This is a genomic window from Streptomyces sp. NPDC056231, assembly GCF_048270745.1.
Taxonomy (GTDB): Bacteria; Actinomycetota; Actinomycetes; order Streptomycetales; family Streptomycetaceae; genus Streptomyces.
Genome location: NZ_JBLVKW010000185.1, coordinates 276 through 2,252, shown reverse-complemented (window position 1 = coordinate 2,252; position 1,977 = coordinate 276). Strand labels below are relative to the sequence as shown.

Here is a 1,977-nt window from a genome sequence, read left to right as displayed (position 1 = left end):
GGAGAATATCGCTGGCCAAAGCCTTAGCGTAGGATTCCGCCCCCTCCCGCAAACGACCCCAAGAAGAAGGGCTGCGAAATTCCCCGCTAAATACGTCGTGATGCAAAGATCACGGCCTATACCAGGGGGAATTATGAAACTGCTTAATGTTATTGAAGCTGTACTTAACTGCCTGCATCTGGCGGCAGAACTGTGGGAGTGGCTGGAAAAGCATTTGCCGGTTTTCGGGGCCTTCACGCTGTTTTTGGGCTGAATCCTGCCGTCATTCACCTGGCTGCATGGCTATGCAGTCGGGTAAAAATTATCTCCCGGCTTAACGGAGGATGTAGCGTTGCTTAAGCCGGGTTTTCGGGTGCCAGGTGCCGTCTGCGCCGTCAGTGCCGATCCGGCGGTGCAGACAACGGATGTTATGGTAAAAGCATGATGCCTGGCGGGTACGGAAAAATTGTGGCGACCGAGCCTGCAGACGCAAAAATCCGGCCCATACTTATTCGTCTCCTTCATCAGGAATGCAGTACTATCCAGCCACTGCAGGTATTTGGCCCCCAGCGGGGGCTTTTTTTGCCTGTTGTTGGGGCAGATAAAGAAAAGGGCCGCATTAGCGGCCCTTTTCGGAGAGAGCGATGCCTCAATGCGGAATTTCAGAGACTTCTTTAACGTCGGCTTTATTGATCTGCTGTTTGACACCATTTGCGTCTTTATAGCCCAGCAGGCCTGAGTCTGATTCTGTAGGCTTGCCGTCGCTGACAATTGTACGCCCGTCGTTGGTGTGGATGGCATAGCTTGTGCGCGTGCAGCCGGTTAGGGCTGAAAGCGCAACTGCCGCTGCGAACACTGAAACAAAAATCTTTTTCAAAGCCAGCTCCTTTTATCCGTATCAGTTGTCTAGTTCACTCATGTTGGTAATTTTGTCACGGTTGATCTGTTCGGTTCGGCCTGTATGGGCATCTTTGTAGGATACTAACCCCGTATCACTGTCAACTTTGGGTTTGCCGTCTGTAACGATAGTGCGACCATCTGTGGTTTTTATTTCTTGGTTTGAAGAACATCCAGCAGCGGCAAAGGTCACCAACGCGACCATCATGGCCGCCAACAGCGTTTTTTTATTCATAATAGGTTCCCTGCTTAAAGGTAAAGTGGATATGGTCACTAACCATCTAAGTATAGGTCGTTTTTTCATGCGAAAAGAGGATTGAAGGTGGGCATCATGCCCAGCAGTAAAAATGAATGAAAAACGATTTTGGAATGTTGCTTGTTTTTGAGGATTGAAATGGCCTTATTAATTTCACTGGTTGTAGTGGCAGGTCTTTACTATCAATTTTGGTATAAGCCACATAGAGCGCCGATCTTGCGTATATGGGGGATCGCGCCTGATGGACAAGAATTTCGATTATTGCTAACAGAGCATGGAGAAAAAGAGGCTGTTTTACTGTTCGGAAAGAAATCTTTTGTTGCCGTGCCAGATACGCAGAACCTTTATGGTGGGTGTTATTACCTTTATTTAGAGGATGCTCACAAGAACGAGCTTTTAATTGAGTTAAACGAAAGTGATTTATACCCCGGTGGCGCAATAGAACTTCAACACAACGGCGGTCGGAAGATTCATTGCGAGATACTAAAAGTAAGGTGGAGTCGTTAACTCAAGTAATGTTTCCTAAGTATGTTGATAGGCAAACATAGTGGTAGTTAGTCTCTCTGAGTAAATGATCTTCTTGTGATCCTGTCGTTACAGTCGTAATCTCTTGCTCTGAAAACGAAAAAACCACCTGGGGAGGTGGTTTGATCGAAGGTTAAGTCAGTTGGGGAACTGCTTAACCAGGTAACTGGGTATACGAGACCGCAGAAACCAAAAATGTTCTTTCAGTGTAGCCTCTCTCAGGCCCATACTTCAAGACCTCTTAATTTGTCTCTCGTATACCTCCAGTTACTAATGGCTGCTGCCAGTAGCGATTTTTCGTGTCTTTCCGGGTTGGACTC

At 47.1% G+C, this 1,977-nt stretch carries 4 protein-coding genes; 2 read left to right on the top strand and 2 right to left on the bottom strand.

Annotated elements, in window-relative coordinates:
• On the top strand, window positions 1–253 hold a 253-nt coding region (locus ACNPQM_RS43970; RefSeq protein WP_418088391.1), incomplete at its 5' end, for a hypothetical protein.
• 375 nt (window positions 254–628) lie between these two features.
• Here ACNPQM_RS43970 and ACNPQM_RS43965 read toward each other — a convergent pair.
• Both ACNPQM_RS43965 and ACNPQM_RS43960 read right to left on the bottom strand, forming a co-directional pair.
• Entirely contained in the window at window positions 629–835 is a 207-nt protein-coding gene (locus ACNPQM_RS43965; protein WP_198896934.1) for a YgdI/YgdR family lipoprotein, read from the bottom strand.
• Window positions 836–877: 42 nt separating this feature from the next.
• Window positions 878–1,150 (bottom strand): YgdI/YgdR family lipoprotein, encoded by a 273-nt coding sequence (locus tag ACNPQM_RS43960; protein ID WP_375877820.1) that lies wholly within the window; start codon window positions 1,148–1,150, stop codon window positions 878–880.
• 120 nt (window positions 1,151–1,270) lie between these two features.
• Here ACNPQM_RS43960 and ACNPQM_RS43955 point away from each other — a divergent pair, with 120 nt between their 5' ends.
• Window positions 1,271–1,639 (top strand): hypothetical protein, encoded by a 369-nt coding sequence (locus ACNPQM_RS43955; RefSeq protein WP_044704866.1) that lies wholly within the window; start codon window positions 1,271–1,273, stop codon window positions 1,637–1,639.
• The last annotated feature ends 338 nt before the right edge of the window (window positions 1,640–1,977 follow it).

Bases quoted from the DNA above. Each gene is read 5' to 3' on its own strand.
- ACNPQM_RS43955 (WP_044704866.1), top strand. From the start codon at position 1,271: ATGGCCTTATTAATTTCACTGGTTGTAGTGGCAGGTCTTTACTATCAA.